Annotated in this window: 22 protein-coding genes and 2 pseudogenes; 9 read left to right on the forward strand and 15 right to left on the reverse strand. The window is 51.5% G+C overall.

The window, feature by feature from the left end; all coding sequences use genetic code 11:
- Nucleotides 1–87 precede the first annotated feature (87 nt).
- From treC to treR, 3 genes are all read right to left on the reverse strand, one after another.
- Nucleotides 88–1,743, reverse strand: coding sequence for an alpha,alpha-phosphotrehalase (gene treC / locus F0Q32_RS09815; protein ID WP_149462910.1), 1,656 nt, complete (start codon nucleotides 1,741–1,743; stop codon nucleotides 88–90).
- 51 nt (nucleotides 1,744–1,794) lie between these two features.
- Nucleotides 1,795–3,213, reverse strand: a complete 1,419-nt coding sequence (gene treB / locus F0Q32_RS09820; RefSeq protein ID WP_149462911.1) for a PTS trehalose transporter subunit IIBC — start codon at nucleotides 3,211–3,213, stop codon at nucleotides 1,795–1,797.
- A gap of 131 nt (nucleotides 3,214–3,344) precedes the next feature.
- Nucleotides 3,345–4,292, reverse strand: coding sequence for a trehalose operon repressor TreR (gene treR / locus F0Q32_RS09825; RefSeq protein WP_149462912.1), 948 nt, complete (start codon nucleotides 4,290–4,292; stop codon nucleotides 3,345–3,347).
- Nucleotides 4,293–4,681: 389 nt separating this feature from the next.
- Here treR and mgtA point away from each other — a divergent pair, with 389 nt between their 5' ends.
- The 4 genes from mgtA to F0Q32_RS09840 all read left to right on the forward strand — a co-directional run bounded on the left by mgtA (nucleotide 4,682) and on the right by F0Q32_RS09840 (nucleotide 8,591).
- Nucleotides 4,682–7,390: a magnesium-translocating P-type ATPase gene (mgtA, locus tag F0Q32_RS09830; protein ID WP_149462913.1), complete on the forward strand. Its 2,709-nt coding sequence runs from the start codon at nucleotides 4,682–4,684 to the stop codon at nucleotides 7,388–7,390.
- A gap of 132 nt (nucleotides 7,391–7,522) precedes the next feature.
- Complete coding sequence (locus tag F0Q32_RS26475) at nucleotides 7,523–7,762, forward strand: hypothetical protein (protein ID WP_255475251.1); 240 nt, start codon at nucleotides 7,523–7,525, stop codon at nucleotides 7,760–7,762.
- A gap of 51 nt (nucleotides 7,763–7,813) precedes the next feature.
- Nucleotides 7,814–8,194, forward strand: coding sequence for a hypothetical protein (locus F0Q32_RS26480; RefSeq protein ID WP_255475252.1), 381 nt, complete (start codon nucleotides 7,814–7,816; stop codon nucleotides 8,192–8,194).
- Complete coding sequence (locus tag F0Q32_RS09840) at nucleotides 8,187–8,591, forward strand: hypothetical protein (RefSeq protein WP_149462914.1); 405 nt, start codon at nucleotides 8,187–8,189, stop codon at nucleotides 8,589–8,591. The genes F0Q32_RS26480 and F0Q32_RS09840 overlap by 8 nt, the downstream gene beginning before the upstream one ends.
- Before the next feature lie 420 nt (nucleotides 8,592–9,011).
- On the opposite strand, the gene ridA is transcribed toward F0Q32_RS09840, so the two are convergent.
- The 5 genes and pseudogenes from ridA to F0Q32_RS26490 form a co-directional block, all read right to left on the reverse strand.
- Nucleotides 9,012–9,398 carry a 2-iminobutanoate/2-iminopropanoate deaminase gene (ridA, locus tag F0Q32_RS09845; protein ID WP_149462915.1) on the reverse strand — a complete coding sequence of 129 codons (387 nt, stop codon included), beginning with the start codon at nucleotides 9,396–9,398 and terminating at the stop codon, nucleotides 9,012–9,014.
- Nucleotides 9,399–9,471: 73 nt separating this feature from the next.
- Entirely contained in the window at nucleotides 9,472–9,933 is a 462-nt protein-coding gene (gene pyrI, locus F0Q32_RS09850) for an aspartate carbamoyltransferase regulatory subunit (protein WP_149462916.1), read from the reverse strand.
- Nucleotides 9,934–9,945: 12 nt separating this feature from the next.
- Nucleotides 9,946–10,881, reverse strand: coding sequence for an aspartate carbamoyltransferase (pyrB, locus tag F0Q32_RS09855; RefSeq protein ID WP_149462917.1), 936 nt, complete (start codon nucleotides 10,879–10,881; stop codon nucleotides 9,946–9,948).
- A complete protein-coding gene (locus tag F0Q32_RS26485) occupies nucleotides 10,833–10,949 on the reverse strand; it encodes a pyrBI operon leader peptide (protein ID WP_253898330.1) in 117 nt (38 codons plus the stop codon). The genes pyrB and F0Q32_RS26485 overlap by 49 nt, the downstream gene beginning before the upstream one ends.
- 5 nt (nucleotides 10,950–10,954) lie before the next feature.
- Nucleotides 10,955–11,020: pseudogene (locus F0Q32_RS26490) on the reverse strand (pyrBI operon leader peptide); the annotation flags it as partial.
- Here F0Q32_RS26490 and F0Q32_RS26495 point away from each other — a divergent pair.
- A pseudogene (locus tag F0Q32_RS26495) lies at nucleotides 11,000–11,065 on the forward strand (hypothetical protein); the annotation flags it as partial. The pseudogenes F0Q32_RS26490 and F0Q32_RS26495 overlap by 21 nt on opposite strands.
- Nucleotides 11,066–11,089: 24 nt before the next feature.
- On the opposite strand, the gene F0Q32_RS09865 reads toward F0Q32_RS26495, so the two are convergent.
- From F0Q32_RS09865 to arcA, 5 genes are all read right to left on the reverse strand, one after another.
- Nucleotides 11,090–11,599: an arginine repressor gene (locus F0Q32_RS09865; protein WP_149462918.1), complete on the reverse strand. Its 510-nt coding sequence runs from the start codon at nucleotides 11,597–11,599 to the stop codon at nucleotides 11,090–11,092.
- A gap of 106 nt (nucleotides 11,600–11,705) precedes the next feature.
- Nucleotides 11,706–13,109 carry a YfcC family protein gene (locus F0Q32_RS09870; protein WP_149462919.1) on the reverse strand — a complete coding sequence of 468 codons (1,404 nt, stop codon included), beginning with the start codon at nucleotides 13,107–13,109 and terminating at the stop codon, nucleotides 11,706–11,708.
- 76 nt (nucleotides 13,110–13,185) lie between these two features.
- Complete coding sequence (argF, locus tag F0Q32_RS09875; protein WP_149462920.1) at nucleotides 13,186–14,190, reverse strand: ornithine carbamoyltransferase; 1,005 nt, start codon at nucleotides 14,188–14,190, stop codon at nucleotides 13,186–13,188.
- 28 nt (nucleotides 14,191–14,218) lie between these two features.
- On the reverse strand, nucleotides 14,219–15,151 hold the full coding sequence (gene arcC / locus F0Q32_RS09880; RefSeq protein ID WP_149462921.1) for a carbamate kinase: 933 nt from the start codon (nucleotides 15,149–15,151) through the stop codon (nucleotides 14,219–14,221).
- Nucleotides 15,152–15,161: 10 nt separating this feature from the next.
- Nucleotides 15,162–16,382, reverse strand: a complete 1,221-nt coding sequence (arcA, locus tag F0Q32_RS09885) for an arginine deiminase (protein ID WP_149462922.1) — start codon at nucleotides 16,380–16,382, stop codon at nucleotides 15,162–15,164.
- A gap of 673 nt (nucleotides 16,383–17,055) precedes the next feature.
- On the opposite strand from arcA, the gene F0Q32_RS09890 reads away from it, so the two are divergent.
- On the forward strand, nucleotides 17,056–17,508 hold the full coding sequence (locus F0Q32_RS09890; RefSeq protein WP_149462923.1) for a YhcH/YjgK/YiaL family protein: 453 nt from the start codon (nucleotides 17,056–17,058) through the stop codon (nucleotides 17,506–17,508).
- A gap of 52 nt (nucleotides 17,509–17,560) precedes the next feature.
- On the opposite strand, the gene argF (F0Q32_RS09895) is transcribed toward F0Q32_RS09890, so the two are convergent.
- Entirely contained in the window at nucleotides 17,561–18,565 is a 1,005-nt protein-coding gene (gene argF / locus F0Q32_RS09895; RefSeq protein ID WP_149462924.1) for an ornithine carbamoyltransferase, read from the reverse strand.
- 160 nt (nucleotides 18,566–18,725) lie between these two features.
- Between argF (F0Q32_RS09895) and rraB the strand changes: the two genes are divergently transcribed.
- The 3 genes from rraB to F0Q32_RS09910 all read left to right on the forward strand — a co-directional run bounded on the left by rraB (nucleotide 18,726) and on the right by F0Q32_RS09910 (nucleotide 20,783).
- Nucleotides 18,726–19,142 (forward strand): ribonuclease E inhibitor RraB, encoded by a 417-nt coding sequence (rraB, locus tag F0Q32_RS09900; protein WP_149462925.1) that lies wholly within the window; start codon nucleotides 18,726–18,728, stop codon nucleotides 19,140–19,142.
- A 49-nt stretch (nucleotides 19,143–19,191) separates the two neighbouring features.
- Nucleotides 19,192–19,950, forward strand: coding sequence for a tRNA isopentenyl-2-thiomethyl-A-37 hydroxylase MiaE (miaE, locus tag F0Q32_RS09905; protein WP_149462926.1), 759 nt, complete (start codon nucleotides 19,192–19,194; stop codon nucleotides 19,948–19,950).
- 104 nt (nucleotides 19,951–20,054) lie between these two features.
- Nucleotides 20,055–20,783 carry a hypothetical protein gene (locus F0Q32_RS09910; protein ID WP_149462927.1) on the forward strand — a complete coding sequence of 243 codons (729 nt, stop codon included), beginning with the start codon at nucleotides 20,055–20,057 and terminating at the stop codon, nucleotides 20,781–20,783.
- A 15-nt stretch (nucleotides 20,784–20,798) separates the two neighbouring features.
- Here F0Q32_RS09910 and F0Q32_RS09915 read toward each other — a convergent pair whose 3' ends face one another.
- Entirely contained in the window at nucleotides 20,799–21,302 is a 504-nt protein-coding gene (locus F0Q32_RS09915) for a GNAT family N-acetyltransferase (protein ID WP_149462928.1), read from the reverse strand.
- Nucleotides 21,303–21,308 lie beyond the last annotated feature (6 nt).

Below are 21,308 nucleotides of genomic sequence, written 5' to 3' on the forward strand. Positions count from 1 at the left end.
TTTGCAGTACTGAAGACCGATTAAAAATTCAACAAAAACAGTAAGATTTGCAGAGGGCCGGCGACCGAAAGTCGCCGGTTGAGAGGGTTAATTTTGTAGCCACCAGACCGCTTCAAAAGGCCGTAGCGTCATTTCAGACGGGGCGCTTGCCACTTCGTCATAGTTGCTGATTAAGGCCGCCCAGTCGCCGTGAGGGGCGTCTGGCTGCCAGTGCTGGAGCTCGGCGCTAAGGTTAGCGACCACCAACAGTGTTTGCCCCTGCCACTGACGGCGATAGCACCACAGGGACGGGTGATCGGGCAGAAGATCATGATAATCGCCCCACGTCAGAATCGGCGTGGTTTTACGCAGCGCAATTAACTGCTGATAGGTGTAGAACACCGAATTCGGATCGTTCAGCGCCGTATCGACGTTGATCGCTTCATAGTTGTCGCACAGGGCGATCCACGGCATGCCGGTAGTGAATCCGCCGTGCGCTTCGCCATTCCATTGCATCGGCGTGCGGCTGTTATCGCGCGATTTGCTGGCGAGGATCGCCAGCAAGGTTTGCGCATCCTGGCCCTGCGCTAACCGCTCGGCGAACATATTGTGGCTCTCGACATCGCGGTAGTCGGTTATTTGCGTGAAATGCGGGTTGGTCATGCCGATCTCTTCGCCCTGATAAACATAAGGCGTGCCCTGCATGCCGTGCAGCACCATGGCCAGCATTTTGGCGGCGGGCAGGCGATATTCGCCTTCATCGCCAAAGCGCGAAACAATGCGCGGCTGATCGTGATTACACCAGAACAGCGCATTCCACGCGCGATTATGCATGCCCTGCTGCCAGTGGCTGAACAGCGCTTTCAGGGCGACGTAGTCCGGCTTCGCCAGCGTCCACTTCTCGCCGCCGGGATAATCGACCTTCAGGTGGTGGAAGTTAAAGGTCATCGACAGTTCTCGACCATCCAGCGCGGCGTACTGCTGGCAGTTCTCCAGCGAGGTTGACGACATTTCGCCCACGGTCATCAGCTCGCGTGGGGTAAAGACATCGCGGCTCATCTCCTGTAAGAACTCATGAGCGCGCGGGCCATCGGTATAGAAGCGACGTCCGTCACCGTCAGGGTCAGAAGGGAATGCCTGATCTTTGGAAATCAGGTTCACGACATCAAGACGCAGGCCATCGACACCACGATCGGCCCAGAACTCGCACACTTTTTTCAGCTCGGCGCGCACCGCCGGGTTTTCCCAGTTGAGATCCGCCTGCTCTGGCGCAAACAGGTGCAGGTAATATTGTTCGCTCTCAGCGTGCCACTGCCAGGCGTTGCCGCCAAATTTCGAGCGCCAGTTATTGGGCGGGGTGCCCGGCTCGCCATCGCGCCAGATATAGAACTCGCGGTACGGGCTCTCTTTGTTCAGCGATTCACGGAACCAGGCGTGCTGCGTGGAGGAGTGGTTGAGCACCATATCCAGTACGATACGAATACCGCGTGCTTTCGCCTCGGCCACCAGTTCATCGAAATCGTCCAGCGTACCGTAAGCCGGGTCGATGGCGGTGTAATTCGCCACGTCGTAGCCGTTATCCACCTGCGGCGAGACATAAAAAGGAGTCAGCCAGATGGCGTCTACGCCCAGCGTCTTCAGATAGTCGAGGCGATAGGTCACGCCGCGTAAATCACCGGTACCACTGCCGGTCGTGTCCTGAAAACTCTTCGGATAAATTTGATAAATAACGCCGTTCTGCCACCAGTGGGGAAGAATATTCATAGTGCTGTCCTGAAATGCGAAGGGGCGCAAGGGCGCCCCAAAGTGAAAACATTAAACAATCTGCAAGGTGCCCTGACGGTGTTTACGCTGGTAAACCACCGAGGTGAGGATGATAGGAATCACGATGGCAATCAGCATTGCCAGGCTAAAGACCTGCCAGTAGGTCGGTTGGATGGAAAGAATACCCGGCAGGCCGCCGACGCCAATGCCGTTTGCCATTACGCCGCTCAGGCCGCACAGCAGGCCAGCGAGGCCAGAGCCTACCATCGCGCACAGCATCGGGAAACGATACTTCAGGTTGATGCCGTACATGGCCGGCTCGGTTACGCCGAGGAAGGCGGAGATGGCGGCAGGCACGGAAATTTCACGCTCGTTCTGTTTGCGGCTGCAAATAATGATGCCGACGACCGCTGAAGCCTGCGCAATATTAGAGAGCGCAATCAGTGGCCAAACTGGCGTGCCGCCCATGCTTTGAATCATCTGCATGTCGATAGCAAGCGTAGTCTGGTGAACGCCGGTGATTACCAGCGGCGCGTACAGGAAGCCGAACAGCGCAGCGCCAACCGGCGCGAAGCTACCGGTCATCAGGTGACGCACGGCAAAGGCGACGCCATCACCAATCATACGGCCAAACGGGCCGATAAAGGCATGAGCAAGGAAGACCGCCAGAATCAGCGAGCAGACCGGCACAATCACCAGATAGAGGTAATCCGGTACGATGCGCTTCATACGCGTTTCAATATAGCCGAGCGCCAGGCCCGCCAGCAGCGCCGGAATTACCTGCGCCTGATAGCCGACTTTGGCAATGGTAAACAGGCCGAAGTTCCACACTTCCGGCACCTGTTGGCCCAGCATGTAGGCGTTCATCAACTGCGGGGAGACCAGCGTAACGCCGAGCACGATACCCAGAATCGGCGTACCGCCCATTTTGCGCACCGCCGACCAGCAGATACCCACCGGTAAATAGAAGAAGATAGCTTCGCCAATCAGCCATAAGAAATCGTAAATGCTTTGCAGCGACGGGTACATTTGCGCCAGCGTCTGACCGTTGCTCATCGGCAGATCGCCGATTACGTTGCGGAAACCGAGGATCAACCCCCCGCTAATCAGCGCCGGGAGCAGCGGGAAGAAGATCTCCGCGAAGTGCGAGATCATGCGTTCATGCCACTTCATATTCTGGCGCGCCGCCAGTTTGGCCTGCTCTTTATCCGCTGCCGCCTGGCCGGTTGAGGCGATCAGCGCGTTGTAGTAGTCGCCGACTTCGGTGCCAATGACCACCTGAAACTGCCCGGCGTTGGTGAAGCAGCCTTTCACCATCGGCAGTTCTTCGATGGCTTTTGGATCGGCTTTCGCCGGGTTGTTGAGGACAAAGCGTAAGCGGGTAATGCAGTGGCTGACGGTGGCGATATTATCGCGTCCGCCGACCAGCTCGATAAGTTTATCGATGTTCTGCTGATTTATTTTACTCATTATGAAAACCTCAGTGCCGAGGAGAGATATTGTGTTGATGACCTGAGCAGTAGCCTATCCGTTAACCGATTTTTGGAAAATGGGAACGTTCCCGAAACGCAGCGAGGATCACATAATTTGCGCGTTCAGGCTTAGATGAGGTTGGCGGGAATGATAATTTGACGTGGTTCAGCGCGGCCGGTTACCTGGCCGATCAGCTGTTCTGCTGCCTGGCGTCCCGCGTCGGCATAGCCGGGATCGACGGTGATAATTTCCGGGTGCAGGAACTTCATCAGTGGCGTGTTGCCTACGCTTGCGAGTTGCACGTTATCCATGCGTTCCTGCTGGAAATATTTACTTGCGCCCAGCGCCAGCGTATCGGTGGCGCACAGCAGGGCGGTAGTGTCCGGCGTCATCACTTTGCTGGCATATTCAAAGCCCTGCTTCATGGCGAGGCCGGGCAGCGCGGCGACCGGGTTGAGTTTATGTTTTTTGCAGAAGGCGAGATACGCATCGTGGCGGCGTTTGCCGGTCGTGACGTCGCTGTGGGGCACGCCAAGGTAGCTAATATGACGATGCCCCTGGTCGTAGAGGCGCTGCATCAGGATGTTGATGGCACCTTTGTCGTCGTAGCAGACAGAGGCGAAACCTTTGGCATCGCGCGCGACCATCACCAGCGACGACTGCCAGCTCGCCAGCATGGTTTCGCTGACGCCGGTAAAACCGAACAACACCACGCCGTCGATGTTACGTCGCTTTAACATGCCGAGATGCTCTTCCACTTTCTCCGGCGAGAACTGGCTTTCCATCATGATGGGGTCGTAACCCTGCTCGTAAAACACCGGCAGCATGGTTTGTACGGCCAGATTTTCTGAAAGGGAATCGAGACGCGTAACAATAATGGCGACCACTTTATCGCTCTGCCCACGCATCGCGCGTGCGGAGCGGGAAGGGGAGAAACCGTGCTGGTTCATTACTTCTTCAACACGTTCACGGGTACGATCGCTGACGCCGCTTTCATTATTCAGCACGCGGGAAACGGTCGATTTACCCACTCCGCTCAGGCGCGCGATATCTTTAATGGTCAGCCGGTTCTGCATCTCGTTTCCCGTGTTAATAAAATGTTATTTCAGACTAAGTGTTTCATCCTACGCAAACAATGTGCAATGAGCAAAGTCTGGTTTACGTTCGGTTTAGTTGCCGGGAGGTATTATACCGCCCGAACTGGCACAAACATTATGGTTTTATATGTATAATGTGCGGCGCTATTTATTATTTACCTTACCGGAGGCCGTATGGATCCCGATCCCACCCCTCTCCCGCACGGGAGCGTAATTTTCCGGTAAGTCAGTTTTCGCTGCCTTACCGAACATGTGAGGCAGTGACATCCCCGATGTCCCTGTAGAAAAATTAAGTGCCTGACAGGCACGGCATTGTTGCGCCTGTCAGCCGAGCTGCGTCCGTTTTTTACGGATGCGGGGGACGTTTTATGCTGAAAAATATGACCCGGCAGCTGCTTGCACAGCTTAGCCGCCACCTGCCACGCCGTTTAGTCCAGCGTGACCCAATGCCGGATGGCAAAAATCTCTCTGGCGTACCGATGCCGGATTCTCTGAGCCAGCACTGCCTGAATGTGGCAATGATGGACGAAGAGGCCGTATGGCACGCTTTTGGTACGCATCCGGAAGGGCTCAACGAGGCCGAAGTCGCGGCTAAACGCGAGCGTTATGGCGATAACCAAATCCCGGCGCAGAAGCCCGCGCCCTGGTGGGTTCACCTGTGGAGCTGCTATCGCAACCCCTTCAACCTGCTGCTGACGGTGCTGGGCATCGTCTCTTACTCGACCGAAGATCTCTTCGCCGCCGGGGTGATTGCGCTGATGGTGGTGATTTCCACGCTGCTTAACTTTGTGCAGGAAGCGCGTTCCACCCGCGCAGCCGACGCATTAAAAGCGATGGTGAGCAACACCGCCACCGTGCTGCGCGTGGTGAATATTAAGGGCGAAAGCCGCTGGTGTGAAATACCGCTCGACCAGCTTGTACCGGGCGATATTGTCAAACTGTCGGCGGGCGATATGATCCCGGCAGACCTGCGCGTTGTGCAGGCGCGCGATCTCTTCGTCGCTCAGGCATCGCTCACCGGCGAGTCGCTTCCCGTTGAAAAAGTCGCGCGCAGCCGCGACCCACAGCAGGCAAACCCGCTCGAGTGCGATACCCTCTGCTTTATGAGCACCACCGTGGTGAGCGGCTCGGCACAGGCTATCGTCACGGCGACGGGCGGTCACACCTGGTTTGGTCAACTGGCCGGGCGCGTCAGCGAGCAGGAAAGTGAGCCGAATGCGTTCCAGAAAGGCATCAGCCGCGTCAGTATGCTGCTGATTCGCTTTATGCTGGTGATGACGCCAATCGTGCTGCTGATCAACGGCTACACCAAAGGCGACTGGTGGGAAGCGGCGCTGTTTGCGTTGTCGGTTGCCGTCGGCTTAACGCCGGAAATGTTGCCGATGATCGTCACCTCGACGCTGGCGCGCGGAGCGGTGAAACTCTCCAAACAGAAAGTCATCGTCAAGCATCTCGACGCGATTCAGAACTTTGGCGCGATGGATATCCTCTGCACCGATAAAACCGGAACGCTGACGCAGGACAAAATCGTACTGGAAAATCACACTGATATTTCCGGGAAGGCCAGCGAGCGTGTATTGCATACCGCCTGGCTCAACAGCCATTATCAAACCGGGCTGAAAAACCTGCTGGATACCGCCGTGCTGGAAGGCGTGGATGAAAACGCCGCGCGTGAGCTTTCCGGGCAGTGGCAGAAAGTGGATGAAATCCCGTTTGATTTCGAACGTCGCCGCATGTCGGTGGTAGTAAGCGAACGCCCATCCGTACACAAACTGATCTGCAAAGGCGCATTGCAGGAGATCCTCAACGTCTCAACGCAGGTTCGCCATAACGGCGAAATCGTTCCGCTGGACGAAACCATGCTGCGCCGCATTAAACGCGTCACCGACACGCTTAACCGTCAAGGGCTGCGCGTGGTGGCGGTAGCGAGCAAGTACCTGCCCGCGCGTGTTGGCGACTACCAGCGTATTGATGAGTCCGACCTGATTCTGGAAGGCTACATCGCATTCCTCGATCCGCCGAAAGAGACCACCGCACCGGCGCTGAAAGCGCTAAAAGAGAGCGGTATCACCGTGAAAATTCTCACCGGCGACAGCGAGCTGGTGGCGGCGAAAGTGTGCCATGAAGTGGGGCTGGACGTTGGTGAGGTGGTGGTCGGTAGTGATATTGAAACCCTGAGCGACGACGAACTGGCGGCGCTGGCTTTGCGTACCACGCTGTTTGCTCGCCTGACGCCGATGCATAAAGAGCGCATCGTAACCTTGCTGCGCCGCGAAGGCCATGTGGTCGGCTTTATGGGTGACGGCATCAACGATGCGCCCGCGCTGCGTGCGGCGGATATCGGAATTTCTGTCGATGGCGCGGTGGATATCGCCCGCGAAGCCGCCGACATCATCCTGCTGGAAAAAAGCCTGATGGTGCTGGAAGAGGGGGTTATCGAAGGCCGCCGGACGTTTGCCAACATGTTGAAATACATCAAGATGACCGCCAGTTCCAACTTCGGTAACGTCTTTAGCGTCCTGGTAGCGAGCGCCTTCCTGCCGTTCCTGCCGATGCTGCCGTTACACCTGTTGATTCAGAACCTGCTGTACGATGTATCCCAGGTGGCGATTCCGTTTGATAGCGTCGACGATGAGCAGATTCAGAAACCGCAGCGCTGGCAGCCGTCTGAACTGGGGCGCTTTATGATCTTCTTCGGGCCGATCAGCTCCATCTTCGACATTCTGACCTTCTGCGTGATGTGGTTTGTCTTCCATGCCAATGTGCCGGAAGCGCAGACGCTGTTCCAGTCCGGCTGGTTCGTGGTGGGGTTACTGTCGCAGACGCTGATTGTGCATATGATCCGCACGCGCCGTATTCCGTTCATTCAGAGCCGCGCTGCCTGGCCGCTGATTATCATGACGCTGGTGGTGATGGTCGTCGGTATCGCGCTGCCGTTCTCGCCGCTGGCGGGGTACTTACAGTTGCAGGCGCTGCCGCTCTCCTACTTCCCGTGGCTGATTGCCATTCTGGCGGGGTATATGACGCTGACGCAGATGGTGAAAGGGTTCTTTAGCCGTCGGTACGGCTGGCAGTAAAACATTATGAGGGATAGCGTTATGCATAACGCTATCCCTAAATGAATTCTGAAAATCAGTTAACTTCTACCATTGAGTCATTAAAATTTGTGTTTCTCCTTTAATATTCGCTGAATGTTAAAGGAGAATATTATGTCTGAATATCATTTAAGTCGGAATGACCCGCCACTAAAAAGCGATGAAGGTAGTGGGCCATGGTGTAGTATGGGCCATTTTTCCGATAAGCTTTATTATTATGAGCATTATTTAAAAAGAGCTGTAGATGGTAATCTTTTTTTAAAGTATCGTTATCCTTATGCGCAGCAGCATCTTATGCATTATTTTAATAATACGGGGGAGGATTTGCATGTCGATCTCTCTGATATAATGTAAAAATCATCTTCATTAAGAGGTGCATATCAAAATGAATTAAATCAAGCTATCATGTTCTGTCGAACTCTCCCTCCGGGAGAACATTATTTTTCGTCAAAAAAAATTAACTATGGTGATTTTATATCTAATAATGCAGATCTCTTCTACGCAATTGGAGGATATCAATATTGGGGAAAGGGGCATGTGATTGTAAAAGAGATTTATCATCCTTCTGATAATACTAAGGACCCTCGTTGCAACTATAGCCTTAAATTTCAATTCCATTTTTTTGATAGATATAATTGGAATATAAATAAACCGGATTCGGGAGTGCGTTTAGGCGGTGTTATACCGGTGACAGACCGCTTTATGGGGCGGTTTCATCAGGAGTGCCTTGCCAGAGAGTATAATATTAAGGGAGTAATTGAAAAAGAGGTGACCTGGGATGATTAATCCGTTTACCTCACGTTACCTCTCAAAAGCAGCGAATATAGTTTTCTGGTTATTCCTTTTATTTACAGTTCACATTGTAATAATTTGTTTTCAACCTATTAAGGAAAGTTCGCAAGTTCTGGCAGTAAAATGGTGTCAAAATAATATGGATGGTATCCCATATAATCATGAGACTTACCAGCGTGGGTTGTACATTTTTGCCGATATCAGAAATGATAATATCATACTTAGCCAAGTCGATGTTCGTCGTAAAAGCATTTCTCAACCTTATCGGTATTCTTATCAAAAAATAATGGGCTTAAAGGGTTATACAAATAGTAGAGCCCCTGTCATCACGATTGAATGCCTAAAAAACAACCGTGAAATAATACATGGAATTAATATTTTGGCCTCGTGAGGTTTACGTGAAAGTACTACCGTTAAAGTTAAAATGTATCATTATGATTTGTTGCCTGTTTTTATGTTTTTTCTCGGTAGATACGGCACAACGGTATAATCATCTTATTGAGTTAATTATTAAAGACGACGATTTTTACACTCTTGAAATCATGCCTGTATCTCGATATCAGAAGCAGAAGAGCGTCTACCTCAATATCTATAAATCAAGATGGCGATGGGTGTTAGGGATTGCCTGTATATCTGAAAGGATTGAGAATGTTGAAAACAACATCACCACATTTAATCACTGGTCTATTAATAGTATCAATAGCCAATCAATCACTGTTGTTAATCAAGGAAAACAGGTAATTGTTCCGCTCGTACCATGCACTTAACACGTTAAGAGAAAGGACTCTAATGTTTAGAGTCCTTTGAACTATTAGCGACGTACCGCAATCGCTTCAATTTCAATTTTTACGTCTTTCGGCAGACGTGCAACTTCCACACAAGAACGTGCCGGGAAGGTGGCATTGTGCTCAGTGAAGAAGGCTTCATAAGTGGCGTTAACGGTCGCGAAATCGTTAAGATCTTTCACGAAAACGGTAGTTTTCACAATATCGCCGACTTTCAGGCCAGCTGATTCAACGATTGCTTTTACGTTATCCAGCGACTGACGCGCCTGAGCGGCTACGTCTTCCGGCACTTCACCGGTTTTCGGGTTTACCGGGATCTGGCCGGAGGTGATGATCATGCTACCCAGATCAACGCCCTGAACGTATGGGCCGATAGCTGCTGGTGCATTTTCCGTCGCGAGTACTTTGCTCATGTTTTCTCCAGAATTACAGCGTTAAGAATGTTCCCGGCCATTATAACAGCCGGGATTTCATTACCAACCTCAATTAGTTGGCCAGCACCACATAATGGGAAAACTCTTTTTCGCAGTATTTACATTTGAGTGCGATATCATCGGCGCGTTTTTTCACTGCAAAGCTGGATGAAACCGGCTCGGCGTGGCTGATGCAGTTGCTGTTCGGGCAAACCAGCACGTTATCAATACGTTCCGGTAAGCTTGGGCGCGATTTGCCGACCACTTCGTATTCATCGATGCGATTCACCGTCGCCTGCGGGGCATACAGGGAAAGCTGGTTGACCTGCTCGTCGGTCAGGAAGGTATTTTCGATTTTAATCAGGTCCTTGCGGCCCATTTCGCCGGAAGGCAGATTCAGGCCGATGGTGATGCGTTGGTCTGTCTCAGTCAGTTTGAACAGGGTCAGCAGCTTAAAGCCTACCTGCGCCGGGATATGGTCGATTACCGTGCCACGTTTGATGGCTTCTACCTGAAGTTTGTTATCGTGTGTCATAGTCATTTCCCCTTACAGATCCAGGTCGCGAGTCAGAACCAGTGCCAGTAACGCCTGGCGAGCGAAGATACCGTTGCCAGCCTGCTGGAAGTACCAGGCGTGCGGCGTTTTATCGACATCCGTGGTGATTTCGTCAATACGCGGCAGCGGGTGTAGCACTTTCATATTGTCGCGTGCGCCTTCCAGGTCGGCGGCGCGCAGCACGAACTGCGCCTTCACGTTGGCGTATTCTGACGGGTCCAGACGCTCTTTCTGCACGCGCGTCATATAAAGGATATCGACTTCCGCCATGACCTCCTCAATGGAAGAGTGGAGGCTCCAGGGAATGTCTTTCTCGTCGAGCATATCCAGGATGTACTGCGGCATCGCCAGCGCGTCCGGGGCGATAAAGTAGAAGCGGTTGCCGTTAAATTTCGCCAGCGCCTGGGTCAGGGAGTGAACGGTGCGGCCATATTTCAGGTCGCCGACCATCGCCACGTTGAGATTTTCCAGGCGGCCCTGCGTTTCCTGAATGGTGAAGAGGTCGAGCAGCGTTTGCGTCGGATGCTGGTTGGCGCCGTCACCGGCGTTTAACACCGGAATGCCGCCGGAGAACTCGGTCGCCAGACGCGAAGCGCCTTCTTGCGGGTGACGCATCACGATGGCGTCGACGTAGGTGCTAATCACCGAAATGGTATCCGCCAGCGTTTCGCCTTTTTTACCCAGCGAGGTGTTGTTGCTGTCGGAGAAACCGACCACGCTCGCGCCCAGGCGATGCATTGAGGTTTCAAACGACAAGCGGGTACGGGTTGACGCCTCGAAGAAACAGCTGGCAATCACTTTGTGCTTCAGCAATTCCGGTTGCGGGTTTGCTTTCAGCTTTGCAGCGGTAGCCAGTACCAGTTCCAGATCGTCGCGACTCAGGTCGTTGATGGAAATGATATGTTTTTGATACAGCGGATTAGCCATGTTTTTCTCCTGACGCCTGCGCAAAAAAAAAGCCCCTTAAATAAGGGGCTTCGAGAATGAGTGAGCAACGGAAAGAAAACGGCAGGCCAGCGTCTGTTTTCAGACGCGGTAAGACGCGATGTCGTACACACTGAACCATAATTCCTCCCGGCAAACGGGACGGGATTATACGCAGGTCTGTTTTTGAAGCAAGAGATTAATGCACACTTTATCCATGGGAAACGATTGTTGTTGAATGAATATTCATTTTTAGTACATTTTTAATGTTGCGATAGACCAGGCCTGTTCGTTTTACGTCGCGCGGCGCTACCCAGACAATATTGCTACAGGCGACGACGCCAAGAATCTCTGGCAGGGCGTGATAATCCAGTATTTTGGCGATAGCGCGGGCATAACCGGCTACCGTGTGGATAAGGACAAATTCGTCGTTATGTTCCATGCTGACCACCATTTCCGACACCGTGCGTGCGGCGTTGGGGGTCGGTTGTGATAACGGATTCAGAGAATAAATTTTTTGTCCTTTTGCGTTTCGAATTTTTATAATTCCAAGTATTTTCAACAGTCGGGAAACCGTTGACTGGCTAATCGCGTCAAAGCCATAGCGTTGTAAATCTCGGCGTATTTCCTCCTGCGAGAGATAGGTTTTTCCCAGGACGAGTTGTTGACATGCCGCAAGCTGGAGTTGTTCACGTGCCTCATTGTTGTTGATATCCTTCATTCATTCCCTCTTTGACTATTAAACCGGAAACGGTTAGCGGAACATGAGCTTAAAATGAAATTTAATCAGAAGGTTACCTGCCAAGGTAACCTTGCAGACAGACACGCTACAACAGTGCGCCGAGGCTTAGTGTCACCGTGACAAGTACGGTCAAAATGACCAGCAATGGCATAATCCATCGCAGATAACGGATATAGGGAACACGGGCGATTGCCAGTCCACCCATTACGACGGCTGAGGTCGGCGTGACCAGATTAACAATGCCTGATGCGGACTGATAAGCAGTGACAACAAGCTCACGATTCACGTTCGCAAAGTCGGCGAGTGGCGCCATGATGGGCATAGTGAGTACGGCGAGGCCGGAGGAAGATGGAACCAGAAATGAAAGTACGACCTCGAGCCAGTACATCACGTTGATAAATGCGATAGAGGGTAGACCACCGACAATGCCTTCCGCACTGTGCAGAATGGTATGGGTAATCATGCCTTTGTCCATAATCACGACGATGCCGCGTGCAATGCCAATGATGAGAGCCACGCCCAGCAGATCGCGAGCGCCATTGATAAAGGTTGAGGTAAGCTCCTCTTCACTCATGCGGGCAATAATGCCCACAACGATCGCCGAGGCGAGAAAAACAGTGGAGATCTCCGCCATCCACCACCCCTGAACCGAAACGCCGTAAATCATTACCGCGAAGGCCAGCGCAAAAATGAGGAGAATGAGTTTCCGAACCGGCGTAAATTCCAGCGATTGTGATGATTTATTACCTAAAAAATGCGCCTGATTTTCTGCCATTTTGTCGGCAACAATCGATAGCGAAGGATCGCGGCGTACTTTTCGCGCATAGCGCATTACCCAGGCAGTACAAATGACCCAACCGACAATCAGTATTGCCAGCCGGAGCCCAATGCCGTCAGTAAACGGTATTCCTGCTGCATTGGCGGCAATGACGGTTGCGAAAGGGTTGATTGTTGATCCCAACGTACCGATCCCCGCGCCCAGCAGGATCGTCGAGGCGGCGACCAGCGGATCAAATCGTGCTGCCATCATGATGGGCACCAGCAGGGTGTAGAAGGGGAGTGACTCCTCCGCCATCCCATAAATAGTGCCTCCGGCGGCAAAAAGCGCCATCAGGATGGGGATCATCCACTCTTCCCTGCCAGCAAGTATGGTCGTGACGCGTTCAATTCCCGCATCAATTGCCCCGGTTCGGGTCACAATCCCCAGAAAACCGCCAATAATGAGAATAAACAGGGCGACATCAATCGCACCAGCCTGCCCCGTATCGGGATCGTACAGCCCACTAATCGGCGCCATTAAAACGGCAATAAGCCCCTGTGGATGGGCAGCAACGTATGCATAAGTTCCTGCTACAGGCACTTCTTTGCCCAATGCTTCATTCATTGCCATCTGATACTGTCCGGCCGGAACCACCCAGCTCAGTACGGCGACTAAGGCAATGAGGATAAAAAGAATGGTGTACGCCGAGGGAAATTTAAATGTCGACATGATCCAGCTTCCTTGAGCTTGAACCCCACTGACGGGGGAGATAGCCGGAGAGAACCTCCGGCTGTTGTCGTAACTGTTAGCTGCCGAGCGTGGCGACCATCACCGCTTTAATGGTATGCATGCGGTTTTCAGCTTCATCGAAAACGATGGAGTGGGAAGATTCAAAAACTTCCTCCGTCACTTCCAGCCCCTTAAGGCCATAGGCCACTTCGATTTCGCGGCCAACTTTTGTCTGCTCATTATGGAAAGCGGGTAGGCAGTGCATGAACTTGACCTGCGGATTGCCCGTGGCATCGATGACAGTCTGGTTGATTTGATACGGCTTCATCAGGCTAACGCGCTCTGCCCAGGCTTCTTTCGGCTCGCCCATTGACACCCAAACGTCGGTGTAGAGAAAGTCTGTACCGTACACACCTTCTTCGACATCTTCAGTCAGCGTGATACGTGCGCCGGTCTCAGCCGCTATGCGGCGGCATTGCGCGACAAGGGCTTCATCTGGCCAGAAACTTTTTGGTGCCACCAGGCGTATATCCATGCCCATTTTTGCTGCGCCAACCATCAGGGAATTGCCCATGTTGTTGCGGGCATCACCCAGGTAGGCAAAGCTCAGTTCAGGCAGTGTCTTACCTGGCGCATGCTCTAACATGGTCATTAAGTCTGCGAGAATTTGCGTCGGATGAAACTCATCCGTCAGGCCGTTCCATACGGGTACGCCCGCAAATTCTCCTAACTCCTCTACGATAGATTGACCAAAGCCTCTGTATTCAATGCCGTCATACATCCGGCCCAGAACACGAGCAGTGTCTTTCATTGACTCTTTGTGGCCGATTTGGGAACCGCTTGGGCCGAGATAAGTGATTTGCGCCCCCTGATCAAATGCCGCGACTTCGAAAGCGCAGCGGGTGCGCGTGGATGTTTTTTCAAAAATCAGTGCGATGTTTTTACCCGTCAGGGTTTTCTTCTCGCAACCTGCTTTTTTAGCGGCTTTTAATTCAATAGAGAGATCGATGAGGTACTGGATTTCGCTCGGGGTATAGTCGAGTAGTTTAAGAAAATTACGGTTTTTCAGAGAAAGGGTCATTTCGATATCCTTACTAATATCAGAAGGGTTACGCATGAGAAACGGTGTTTTCCATACGAATTAGCGTGCCTTTTTCACCGTCGAGAATGGCAGGGCCATCTTCTAATGAGCCAATACCTGCTATTCCATGGCATTGGCTGACAAAATTGGCGCAAGCAGTGACTTTTGGCCCCATTGAACCTGCATCGAACTGCATTTCATTGAGGAGTTCTGGCGTCACCTGGGCGAGCGGGCGTTGGGTTGGTTTACCCCAATCGAGATAGACAGCATCGGCATCGGTCAGGATCAGCAGGGCATCGGCGTGGATCTGTTTTGCCAACAAAGCAGCGGAGAGATCTTTGTCGATGACGGCTTCAATCCCGTGATAGCCATCCGCTTTTTCGATCACGGGCACACCGCCGCCGCCGTTACAAATCACCAGATGGTCACGGGCTATCAACGCGTTAATAGCATCGCTTTCGACGATGCGTTTTGGCTGCGGTGACGGTACCACCCGGCGGAAGGATGAACCGTCAGGTTTAAAGTCCCAGCCTTTTTCTTTCTGCAGGGAACCCGCCTGGGCAACGTCATAAATAGGCCCAATGTATTTCGTTGGATTGCTAAATGCCGGATCTTTGGCATCGACCTCAACTTGCGTCAGCAGAACGCTCACCTCGCGTTGTGGGAGCTGATTTTTGAGCGCCTGCTGTAGCATGTAGCCAATCATTCCCTGACTTTCTGCGCCCAGAATATCGAGGGGGTAGGGCGTGACTTTTTCATAGGCTCCGTTTTGCAGAGCTAACAGGCCAACCTGCGGACCGTTGCCATGCACAAGTATTACCTGCCATTGTTGAGTGAGCAGGGCGATCGTTTTAGCTGCAACTTCAATATTTTTACGCTGAATATCGGCCTCAAGCGGTTCACCACGTTTGAGCAGTGCATTACCGCCCAGTGCTACGACTAATGTTGGTTTTATCGTCATGACGCTCTCCTTAAATACCGTCACGTTCTAAAGGGCAACTCATGCAGCGCGCGCCGCCACGGCCGCGACCAAGTTCATCACCGGGAATGGGTAAAACGGTGATGCCCGCTTTGTCATATTTTTCGTTAGTCCAGATATTGCGTTCGTAGCCAACGACAACTCCGGGCCGCAGAGTGAGGACATTGTTGGCGTCATTCCACTGCTCACGCTCGGCTTCGAAGGCATCGCCGCCGGTGGTGATGAGCCGTATCTGAGAGATACCCAGCGCTTTTTCGATGGCGTGCAGAAAGTCCCTCTCTTCGCTACGCGTGATGCCGCCGTGACCGTCCGGCGTGAGCGTCCAGCACTGAGCGTCCTTACGCACGACTTCGGGATAAACGGAGAACGTATCGACATCCAGATGAGTCATGACGGTGTCGAGATGCATGCATGAACGGTGTTTTGGGAGTTCAAGCGCAATAACACGTTCAGCTTGTTTATTCTTAAATAGCGCACTGGCGAGGAATTCAATTCCCTGTGGTGTTGTACGTTCAGACATGCCAATTAATACTGCGCCACGACCAATAACTAAAACATCACCGCCTTCCAGCGTAGAATGGTCATAGTTAATATTTTCGTCGCCAAAATATTTAATAAAATCGCCATTTGCAAAAGCAGGATGCCATCGATAGATCGCGCGAAGATTATTTGTTTCGCGCTGGCGAGCTTGCTTTGCCATTGGATTAATAGATACACCGTTATAGATCCAACAAGATGTGTCTCTCGTGAATAAATGGTTGGGCAAGGGTTTCATAATGAAATCATTCGCCTCGTGGGTATCCACGACCATATTTTTAATACAGACGGGGATTTCTCCGTAGGTCAGTCCACCGCTCAAATGACGCGCCAGTTCGCGATGTGGCAGGTCGGCGAGCCAGCCCCGTACATCATTGGCAAAGACGGGGCCCAGTCGATAATCAGAGACCTGGGTGTTCAGTAGCCAGTCTTTAGCCTCCTGAATATCAACCGTTTGTGTGAGAAGGTCGGTGAGTAGCAGAACTTCGATGCCCTGTTGTCGAAGCGTATTGGCAAAAGCATCATGTTCCTGACCTGCACGCTCAACGGATAATACATCATCAAATAACAGTTCCTGACAGTTAGAAGGTGTCAGGCGCTTCAGGCTGAGATTGGGGCGATGTAGCAGTACACTTCGCAATTGGCCTATTTCAGACCCGACGTAATGATTTTCCATTATTATTCCTTTCGATAAAATTCAAGAATAAACGGGCAGTAGCTATGCGCTTAATAAGTGCAATAGCTCGTTGGATTCATATTTAATTCGCCGCCAATATCCTTTTTTTGATTTTTATTAAATGTGATCGCTGTCGCATTGAAGATTCTCGAAGGTATTTGTTTTGAAATGCATGAGCCATGTCGAAAATCAATAAATTAAAGAGCGGGGTTTTTTGAATGAATAAGCAATTATGCAACCTGTTATTTATCGCTGTTAATTTTATGTATCAGGTTTATAGATTTTAGTGTCAGTTAACATATTGAATGAATTGATTTTTTAAAATCAGTTAGAATAGCTATGCATGTTTTTAAGAAAGATATTGGAAATTCACCTGTAAAAATACAAATAACTATTTCATAAACGCGTAGAAATATAGCAAAGTAAAATGTGAGCTGGCATTGGTTTTTTTAATAAATCTCTTTTATTCAATTGTTTATAGAGAGATAGCAAAGGCTTCTTATGTGTTTTATGCACATAATCTGTATAAATCATCCTCAGAATTAACATCGATTTTACATTATTTGCAATAACTATGCGCCAGCGCAAATCCCCACCAAAAAGTAGTGGTATGGCAGCCTGAATTCTCGTATAACAACTAAAAATGAAACGATGTTTTAATTGAGGTATTACCATGATTGTTGGCAACATCCATAATGTGCAGCCGTGGCTGCCGGAAGCGCTGCGCCAGGCGATCGCGCATGTTAAGGCCGAAGTGAACGATGCGACCGCGTTGGGCAAACACCCTATCGACGGTGACCGCGCCTTTTATCTGGTAGCGGAAGATATGACCGAGCCGTGTGAAAAACGTCGTGCCGAGTATCACGCACGTTATCTGGATATCCAGATTTTGGTGAAAGGCCAGGAGGGGATGACCTTCAGCACGCTGCCTGCGGGCGCGCCGGAGACCGACTGGCTGGCAGATAAAGACATCGCTTTCCTGCCGGAAGGAAAAGAAGAGAAAACCGTTATTCTGAACGAAGGCGATTTTGTGGTGTTCTACCCGGGGGAAGTGCATAAGCCGCTGTGTGCGGTCGGCGCGCCCGCGAAAGTGCGCAAGATTGTGGTGAAGATGTTGGTTGAGTAAACGTCTTTCCCGGCCTGGATGCACACAGCATACAGGCCGGAGAGATAATTTCTTACTGGCTTAACGTCGCCACCATCACCGCTTTGATGGTGTGCATGCGGTTTTCGGCCTGGTCGAAAACGATGCTTGCCGGGGATTCAAATACCTCATCGGTAACTTCCATCCCACCGTGCATCCCATACTCTTCGGCCATTTTTTGGCCGAGCGTGGTCTGGTCATCATGGAAGGCAGGCAGGCAGTGAAGGAATTTCACCTGCGGGTTGCCGGTGAGCGACATCATCTGGCTATTCACCTGATAATCACGCAGCAGCGCAATGCGTTCTGCCCATTTCTCTTTGGCTTCGCCCATAGATACCCACACGTCGGTGTAAATAAAGTCCGCGCCTTTCACGCCCGCCGCAATATCTTCGGTAAGGGTAATGTTACCGCCATTCTTTTGCGCCAGCGCTTTGCACTCGGTCACCAGGCTCTCTTCCGGCCAGCAGGCCTGCGGGGCGACCAGACGTAAATCCAGCCCGGTTAACGCGGCGGCTTCCAGCATTGAATTGCCCATGTTGTTACGCGCGTCGCCTGCATAAACCAGCGTCATCTCATTGAACGCTTTACCCGGTAAATGCTCCTGCATGGTGAGCAAATCAGCCAGCAATTGTGTCGGATGAAATTCGTTGGTGAGACCGTTCCACACCGGCACACCCGCGTACTGCGCCAGCGTTTCGACAATCTCCTGCCCGTAGCCGCGATATTGAATACCGTCATACATGCGGCCCAGCACGCGGGCGGTGTCTTTAATCGATTCTTTATGGCCAATCTGGCTGCCGCTTGGGCCGAGATAGGTCACGCGAGCGCCCTGATCGTATGCGGCAACTTCGAAAGAGCATCGTGTGCGGGTTGAGTCTTTTTCGAAGATGAGCGCGATGTTTTTACCGGTCAGTTTTGGCGCCTCTTTGCCGCTTTTTTTATCGGCTTTCAGTTGGGCGGCGAGTTGCAGCAGCGTGTTCAGCTCGGCAGGGGTGAAATCGAGTAATTTTAAAAAGTGCTTCTGATAAAAATTCGGCATCTTGTCCTCGCATGGCTTAGGCCACTTATTGAATTAAAATTCAATTTATATGTATGAATATGCAATTGCAACCCCGGTGCACAAATCTTTCGCGGAAAGGTGGAGGCAATGCTTGCGGTATGTGACAATAAGAGTAACGCCACATTACGAGGAACGAGCCATGGCAAACCCGGAATTACTGGAAGAGCAGCGTGAAGAGACGCGCCTGATCATTGAAGAACTGCTGGAAGACGGCAGCGATCCTGATGCGCTGTATACCATTGAACACCACCTCTCTGCCGATGACTTCGACGCGCTGGAGAAGTTTGCGGTTGAAGCCTTCAAAATGGGCTACGAAGTGACCGAGCCGGAAGAGCTGGAAGTGGAAGAGGGCGACACCGTCATCTGCTGCGATATCCTCAGCGAATCCGCGCTGAATGCCGATCTGATCGACGCGCAGGTTGAGCAACTGATGACGCTGGCCGAGAAGTTTGAAGTCGAGTATGACGGTTGGGGCACTTACTACGAAGATCCTAACGGCGAAGAAGGCGACGACGAAGATGACGTCGACGAAGATGATGATGGTGTACGTCACTAAGCATCACTCACCCACGGCAGCGCCCGCTGCCGTGGGGCAAGGATAAAGCATGGATTACCCGCAAATTCTCTCCCCTGTTCTCAATTTTCTTCAGTGCACCACGCCGCAGACCTGGCTTGATAAAGCCCGTGACCCGGTGAATCTGCCGCTTTTGTTAACCGACCATCTGGTATGCGAGCTCAAAGCTGCGCAAACCGCCATGCTGCTGGTGCGTAAATATGTCGCTGATAAGCAAGGCGCGGACGCGTTGCTGGCGTGGCTACAGCCGTATGAAGCGTTTGCGTTTCGCGATGGGCCGGAGCCGGATTTTGTCGCACTGCATAAGCAAATCGGTAAAAGCGTCATGCCGCAGACCGACGACCCGTGGGGGCAAGCGTTGATCGACAGCATGGTGCTGTTGATCAAAGAGGAACTGCATCACTTCTGGCAGGTGCGCGAAGCCATGACCGCGCGTCAGATCCCCTATGTGAAGATAACCGCCAGCCGCTACGCGAAAGGCATGCTAAAAGAGGTGCGCACGCACGAGCCGTTGACGTTGATTGATAAACTGATTTGCGGGGCTTATATCGAAGCGCGTTCCTGCGAGCGTTTTGCCGCGCTGGCGCCGTATCTCGATGAGCCATTGCAGAAGTTTTATCTCTCACTGCTGCGTTCTGAAGCCCGCCATTATCAGGATTACCTGGCGCTGGCGCAGCAGGTATCGAAAACGGATATTACTCCGCGTGTGCGCTTCTTTGGTGAAGTGGAAGCCGCATTAATTAGCACGCCGGATGCGGAGTTTCGTTTTCATAGTGGTGTGCCGATCTAATTTTCATTTCACTAATACAGAGATAATATATCCTACTATCAATATTATTATTGATATGTGAGAATTATTATCTCGTCTAAAATATCAATGGAATGAATTTAATCATGATCACAAAGAACAAGGTTATGTTATTAGCGTGCACTATTATTTTTGTCGCTGCGATTACATGGCTAAATAATCAGGATACGTCCGAAAATGCAACATTGGGTGCATTAAAAAGCAATGATATCATGGAAGTTATCCGAAAATACGACCCACAGGCCTGGCAGGAAATTTATGATGGACTGCTGTTGATCGAAACGAAAAATAAAGATCCTCATGAAGTTGGGCGAGCGCTTCAGCCGATAGTTGCCAGTTTTATTCAGCAGAGATTACCCTCAGCAGCGGATAAAAATGTGATAGATTTTGGCAAAAGTAGTATGGAGCGTTTGAACCTTATCGCAAAAGACAGCAAAGACAATTGTCTGCGTGCACTTTATCCCATAATTGATGGCCCTGTTAATGGTGAAACTATGCTGAAAATCATTCCCTACGAAATGCGTAAGCGCTTTGAAAAAGCGACGTCAGATATGGTTGTCTCTTCCTATGGCCCGGACAAGCATCAGATTACGGAAGCTGAGAGCAAACAGGCTACGAAGGATATGCAGTCTATAATGAAAACGTTACGTGCGCGTTTTGGCACAGATATCAATTACCGGGTATCTCCTCCTGAAAACTTCAGCAAGAGCAGCATCATCTGTGACATTGAAATAGCCTACTGGAAAGAGGTGCTCGCCGCGCCTTTACCAAGGGCGGCGGCTATTATTCGCAAGCTTAACAGTCCGGCGGAGTAATCGGCCCGCTCTTCGTCAAAGGGATTTCAGCATCCGCACTTCACAATCCACGTGGCCGGTGCAACCCAACGGCTCGCTGATGTGCTCGAAGCCTAAGTGTTCATACAGACCAATGGCTTCGCGCAGAAACTCGGTGGTTTCGAGATAGCAGTGTTTAAAACCCTGTTCACGCGCGTGATCGAGTGCCATCAGCGCTAACTTCTTCGCCAACCCCTGACCGCGCACGGAAGGGAGAAAATACATTTTCTGCAATTCACAGATATCCGGCTCGCTACAGCCTAATGGGGCGACGCCGCCACCGCCAACCACTTGACCATCTTGCTCAACCACCCAATAGGCGGCACCTGGCTGGCTGTAGAGCTGGTAAAGCTCGTCCAGATTCGGATCGGCAACGGTGTAGCCTTTGTCAGCGGTCAGGCCATATTCGGCGGAGACCTGACGGATAACGCTGGCAATAGCGGGATTATCGTCAGCGGCGAGCGGGCGCAGCGTGACGGCGACCGGAGATATAACACTCATAGCGAA

The organism is Pseudocitrobacter sp. 73 (assembly GCF_008369545.1).
Classification (GTDB): Bacteria; Pseudomonadota; Gammaproteobacteria; order Enterobacterales; family Enterobacteriaceae; genus Pseudocitrobacter; species Pseudocitrobacter vendiensis.